Annotated in this window: 4 protein-coding genes; 1 reads left to right on the top strand and 3 read right to left on the bottom strand. The window is 53.1% G+C overall.

The features are described from left to right. Window positions 1-206 precede the first annotated feature (206 nt). Window positions 207-1,211 carry a tripartite tricarboxylate transporter substrate binding protein gene (locus tag B9Z49_RS21220; RefSeq protein ID WP_108355432.1) on the bottom strand — a complete coding sequence of 335 codons (1,005 nt, stop codon included), beginning with the start codon at window positions 1,209-1,211 and terminating at the stop codon, window positions 207-209. Between the two features lie 146 nt (window positions 1,212-1,357). Here B9Z49_RS21220 and B9Z49_RS21215 point away from each other — a divergent pair, with 146 nt between their 5' ends. Beyond that, on the top strand, window positions 1,358-2,323 hold the full coding sequence (locus tag B9Z49_RS21215) for a Gfo/Idh/MocA family protein (RefSeq protein ID WP_108355431.1): 966 nt from the start codon (window positions 1,358-1,360) through the stop codon (window positions 2,321-2,323). A gap of 66 nt (window positions 2,324-2,389) precedes the next feature. Here the strand turns inward: B9Z49_RS21215 and B9Z49_RS21210 are convergent, their stop codons facing one another. Then, window positions 2,390-3,754, bottom strand: coding sequence for an MORN repeat-containing protein (locus B9Z49_RS21210; protein WP_108355430.1), 1,365 nt, complete (start codon window positions 3,752-3,754; stop codon window positions 2,390-2,392). Between the two features lie 138 nt (window positions 3,755-3,892). Beyond that, window positions 3,893-5,092: a caspase domain-containing protein gene (locus B9Z49_RS21205; RefSeq protein ID WP_108355429.1), complete on the bottom strand. Its 1,200-nt coding sequence runs from the start codon at window positions 5,090-5,092 to the stop codon at window positions 3,893-3,895. Window positions 5,093-5,385: the final 293 nt, after the last annotated feature.

Raw genomic sequence — 5,385 nt, 5'->3', positions numbered from 1 at the left:
TCTTGTCGGTCTCGGTATTCGAGAAAACCGAGGTTTCAAGCGCCTTGCAGCTCGATGGCAACACAATCGACAACCCGTCCGACGCTAACCAGTTGAATTTATTCACTTTTTAACCGGACACTACTGGTCCATGCTAACGATTTTATCGAATTTTTCGGCCAATTTAATTCCGCAATACATATTTGGGGTTTCTGGCCGAAACATGCTCACTGGGCGCTTATTTTTCGCTCCCGGATGATGCGCCCCCAAGTGGCCGTTTCCTTGGCCATGTACCGGGCCAGGTCGTCACGCGAGCCGGGCATGGGCACGAGGCCGTGCTTGTTCAACTGCTCCACCACATCGGGCGCTGACAACACCTTGACCAATTCCGCATTCCAGAGGTCCAGCACCGGGGCGGGCACTTTGGATGAGGCGACAAAGGCGTACCAGTTGGTGGCACTGAAACCAGGGTAGCCGGACTCGGCAATGGTGGGAATCTGGGGCAAGCCCCCCAGGCGCTGCGTGCCGGTACTGGCCAGAGGAATCACTTTGCCTGCCTCGATGTGAGGCGCTGCCGTGGCAAAAGTGGCATACCAAGCGGCCACACGGCCGCCCAGCAGGTCTTGCAGCGCGGCGGCACCGCCTTTGTAGGGCACATGCAGTGTGTCGATTTTGGCCATGTCGTTGAGCAACTCGCCTGCCAGGTGCGAGGCAGAACCTGGGCCGGTGGAGGCGAAATCGAGTTTGCCGGGGTCTTTTTTGGCGGCAGCGATGAACTCGGCGAACGTTTTGATGCCGGTGCCCGAGTGCACCACCAGCACGTTCGGGAAGTTCACCGCCATGGTCAGTGGGGCCAAGTCTTTCACCGGATCGTAGGGCAGCTTCATCATGTTGGGGGCAATGCTCAGCGGGCCGACTGAGCCGAACAAAAGCACGCTGCCGTCTGCTGGGCCGGTTGCGGTGTATTGGTGGGCAATGTTGCCGCCAGCACCAGCTTTGTTTTCAACCGTGACGGCGACCCCCAGGTTCTCGCCCAGTTTTTTGGCAATGATGCGGGCACCCGTGTCGGCCGCCCCGCCGGGCACAAAGCCCACGACCATGCTGATGGTTTTTTTGGGAGGAAAGTCCTGCGCCAAGGCTTGGCCTGTGGTGAAGGCCGAAGCGGCCCCCAGCACAAGACCCAACACGACTTGGCGACGATGGGTTCGCGATACATTGACTTTGTTCGACATGGTTTTGACTTGAGAAAAATGAAAAAACAACCCTAGCATGGTCGTGAGGGCCCGGCAGTCACCTGTGGCAACGCCTCTACCTGCCCATAAAGGACTGCCTTGCTAGTGCGAAATGGTTAAGCTTGAAATCCTTTCAGGAGACAGACATGACACACAAAATCGCCATCATCGGGCTGGGCATCATGGGCCGCCGCATGTTGGAAAACGCTTTGCAACATCCCGCCTTTGAGGTGTGCGGCGTTTGGGACCCTTCGCCCACGTCGGTGGCCAAAACCCGGGAGATGGCCCCAGGTGCGCACGTCGCAGCCAACGCGCAAGCCGCCATGGCCGGGGCGGATGTGGTGTACCTGGCCTGCCCGCCAGGCCCACGCAAAACCTATGCCTTGCAAGCCGCAGCAGCCGGGCAGGGCGTGTTCATGGAAAAACCCCTAGGCACCGACAACGCGCAAAGCCGTGATCTGGTGGCGCAACTGCGCCAAGCGCGCTTGCCTGGTGTGGTCAACTTCACCCAGGCTGCGTCGCGTGGCTTTGAAGAATTGAATCGCGCCATTGCAGCGGGTGAAACGGGTGAACTGTTGGGCATCGACATCGTGGTGAACTACCCCGCTTGGCCCCGTGCCTGGCAAAAAGACGCCGATTGGCTGCGCCTGCGCGATGAAGGTGGCTACACCCGCGAAGTGATTTCGCATTTCTTGTTTTTGGCCGGACGGTTTTTAGGGCCGTTGACCTTGCAGCAGGCCTTGCCACGTTACCCGCAAGACCCCACCTTGTGCGAGTTGGACATGCTGGCCCGCTTGACCACGGCCGATGGGAGGCCCGTCACGGTCATGGCCACCACCGGCGGTCAACAGCCAGACCGGCAAGAAGTCACGGTGCGCGGCAGCCGCATGAACCACCAGTTTCGTGAATTCTTTCAACTGTGGCGCTCCGACGGCGGCCCTTGGGTGGAGGCCGTTGACTGGCGTACCGAAGACCCGCGCTCCAGCGCCTTGCAGCGTCAACTGAGCGAAGTGGACTTGTGGTTGCGCGGCAAGCCCCACAAACTGGCCACAGCTGAAGAGGCGTTGGCGGTGCAGGAGTTGGTGGAGGCGATGTTGGTGGGTCGGTCTTGAAGAAAATCTGAAATGCAAAACGCCCCGTTAACAGGGCGTTTTTTAGGCTGCTGGCATAAGCGTTGTCTACCTAGACTCCGGGTAAATCCAGTAAAACCGTTTTCTCTTGATGTCATATGAAAGCTCACTCCAGTCCCCACAATACAAACAGCTTCCCACTCGGAGGCTGTCGTCATTCGCATCCTTCTTCAGCCAAATAAAACCTTTCCAATCACTCCACTCACGAACATAAACTACTTTTTTGGGTTGCGTTCTGTCCGATATGAGGATGAAAGCGCCACGATGTCCGTTGCAGTCCTCATAATTACCCACAACTGCGTCCTGAAAGTTAACCCCTGTGAATGCGCCGCTTGCTTTAAAGCCTGGCAAATTTTTGTCCCACATGGTTTCATCAATTTGCGTTCGGACAGATTCGAATGGAGAGCTGAATGACTTTCTTGTGAACGCATCTGCGTAGCACCACTCAGAAAAACTGTCAGATCTGGCTTGGTTTATTTCTTTTAAAGATAGGCCAGACACGGACGTTCCCTTGGGGCGAACCTCGACAGGCTTGATCCACCATGCGTAGTTGACGGAACGTTTGTTGTCCACCACGAACACAAAAGGATCAGCAGAGTTCGACCGGGCGATTTGACCATCTTTGGATTTACTGATGTAGGTATCAAGACTTGCATTGGTTATATTTTTTTGACCTTCTGGTATGTTGTCTTTATGACTATCAGTTTTTTTACCCCCAAAGGCTTGGCTTATGTAGCCACTCTTGTTTAGACCATCTTTGAATTCACCGACATATTCAGATCCGTTAGCGTAGATGATGGTGCCTTGGCCATAGCGTTTGCCATTTTTGAATTGACCGACGTACTTGTCACCGTCGGAGATGGTCAGCGTCCCCTGTCCATTTGGTTCATCGTCTTTGAATTCACCAACGTATTGACTGCCATTAACGTATGTGAGCTTTCCCTGCCCATTGCGTTCGCCATCTTTGAACTCGCCAACGTATTGACTGCCAATAGCGTAAGTGACAGTTCCCTGCCCGTTGAAAAAGCCGTCTATGAAATCACCAATGTACGTAGTACCTGCTGAGTTTTTGTAAGTTCCCTGCCCACTACGTTTACCGTCTTTGAATTCACCGACATAGCTATCACCGTTAGGAAAGTTGTAAGTTCCTTGGCCGTTGAATGTATCGTCTTTGAATTCACCAATGTACTTGTCTCCGTTAGAAAAACTGACAGTTCCATAACCATGGATCATTCCATCAGCCCATTCACCGATAAAAACATAATTGGCTTGGATTTGAACGCCAATGCAATGGGTCCACTTTGATGTTTCTGTGCCCTGACAAGCAGGTAAAGGGTGCTGGTCAAAACTGCAGCCGGAGATCAAGAAAAGTGACCAAGTGAATGCCTGCAAATTTTTTTGGCCTGTGCTCATTTGCCCTGCCGAAATGAAAAGTGGAACTCTCTCAAATCAGTTGACAAATAACGATGTCAAAACTGAATTGGAGCTATGCAAGTGCATGACCGCAAAGAATCAAGCTGATGAAAAATAAAAATACCTTGAGCATGTTCTTCACTTGGGCCGAATGGCAGAGAGTACTAGCTCACCGCCGGTCAGGCTGCCGTACTCCCAAGGTTGTTGTTTACCGCCTGTAGCTTTCATCACTTTTGCTCTGACCTTGCGCAGAACTACGGCGATGTCTTGGGGGTCGTTCAGGTGCTCCAACAGCGCGTGAGTGAATGGCGAATTCTTTGACCCCACTCCGTCTGCTGCGGTCTGCCCGTCCTTGGTGGCGTAACTGATCAAAGTTCCCTCTGCTGCTGAGATAGGCGCAAGGCCTTTGGAGACACTTCTGTCATTTGTTCGCTGCAAGGCGTTATCCCTGCAGGCATCTAAAAAGACCAACTTGGTTTTGCCGGGCAGGAAGTTTTCAACGACAGAGTTGAGTGACACACCTTGGATGGTGGCCTGAGCAGGGTCGGTTTGATCGACATCGGTTGGAAGGATGTAATTGGTGCCGAATATCTGTACGCCGTGACCTGCATAAAAGAGCAATGAAAGGTCTGCCGCTGCGGCTGTGCGCCTAAACTGCGCCATCGATTGCACCAGCTTTTGTCGGTTGGCATCGGTAACGGTGGTCACCGCAAAGCCCATCGACCTGAGCTTTTGACTGATGGCATGTGCATCATTGACCGGATTGTCGAGACGACCTGAACCAGGGTAGGCACCATTGCCGATCACCAGTGCGTGGGCTTTGCGCTTAAGGTCTTGCGATGGTTGCTGCTGGACCACACGTTGGGCTTCAAGCTCTTGGCGTTTTCTGCGTTCGGTATCCCACTCAGCCGCCACTCGATCTCGCTCTTTGGTGGATGCGAGGAGTTGTTCCAGTTCTTTACGCTTATTGCGCTCTGATTCAACCTCGGCTCTGAGGCGGTCACGCTCAGTGTTGCCGGGATCGACTGTTGGGAATGCCGACCCCTGAGAGTGAACATTCAATTGAAAGCGACTCGCATCAATAGAGTAAGACCTGGTCAGTGTGCTGTTACTCCAAAGACCAGACCGGATGATCGCACCGTTAGCCCAGTATTCGATACCATTTCCATGACGCTGATCGTTTTGGTACTCACCGACGTAAGTCACGCCGTCGGGACGGACGTGCGTTCCGTGGCAGTTGTGCCATGTCCCGTTCGGGGGGCAAGGCGGTAAATAACTTTGTGCAAGGGTACTTCCTGCCACCAGGCAGAGCAGAGCAAAGCGGAAAAGAATGGACATGGTCGTTATCGTAACCAATCCTGTAACGGCTTGAAAGATCGCGCATCTTTAGCTTGCGAACGTTCTCATCATGGTTGAATTTTTTTCCCACGGAGATTTCGAACACCGCTCTTGTCACAAATATTTCACTTTAGACCGTCAAAATATTGAAATAAACAGGAAATCTCACTAGTGTCCCAACGTTTGCCATCAGACTTAACGTAACCCCATGATTTATTTAAATAAATCTGACTTTTTCCTTGTCCACGATTTGAATCGTTTTCCGGACTTGGGGCATGCTCGGCGGATCTCAT

Source organism: Limnohabitans sp. 2KL-51 (assembly GCF_003063645.1).
Lineage (GTDB): Bacteria > Pseudomonadota > Gammaproteobacteria > Burkholderiales > Burkholderiaceae_C > Limnohabitans_A.
Note: the sequence above shows the minus strand (reverse complement) of the source record. Positions and strands in the feature narration are given on the sequence as shown.

Coding starts and splice junctions, on each gene's coding strand:
- B9Z49_RS21220 (WP_108355432.1), bottom strand. CDS start 1,211: ATGTCGAACAAAGTCAATGTATCGCGAACCCATCGTCGCCAAGTCGTG.
- B9Z49_RS21215 (WP_108355431.1), top strand. CDS start 1,358: ATGACACACAAAATCGCCATCATCGGGCTGGGCATCATGGGCCGCCGC.
- B9Z49_RS21210 (WP_108355430.1), bottom strand. CDS start 3,754: ATGAGCACAGGCCAAAAAAATTTGCAGGCATTCACTTGGTCACTTTTC.
- B9Z49_RS21205 (WP_108355429.1), bottom strand. CDS start 5,092: ATGTCCATTCTTTTCCGCTTTGCTCTGCTCTGCCTGGTGGCAGGAAGT.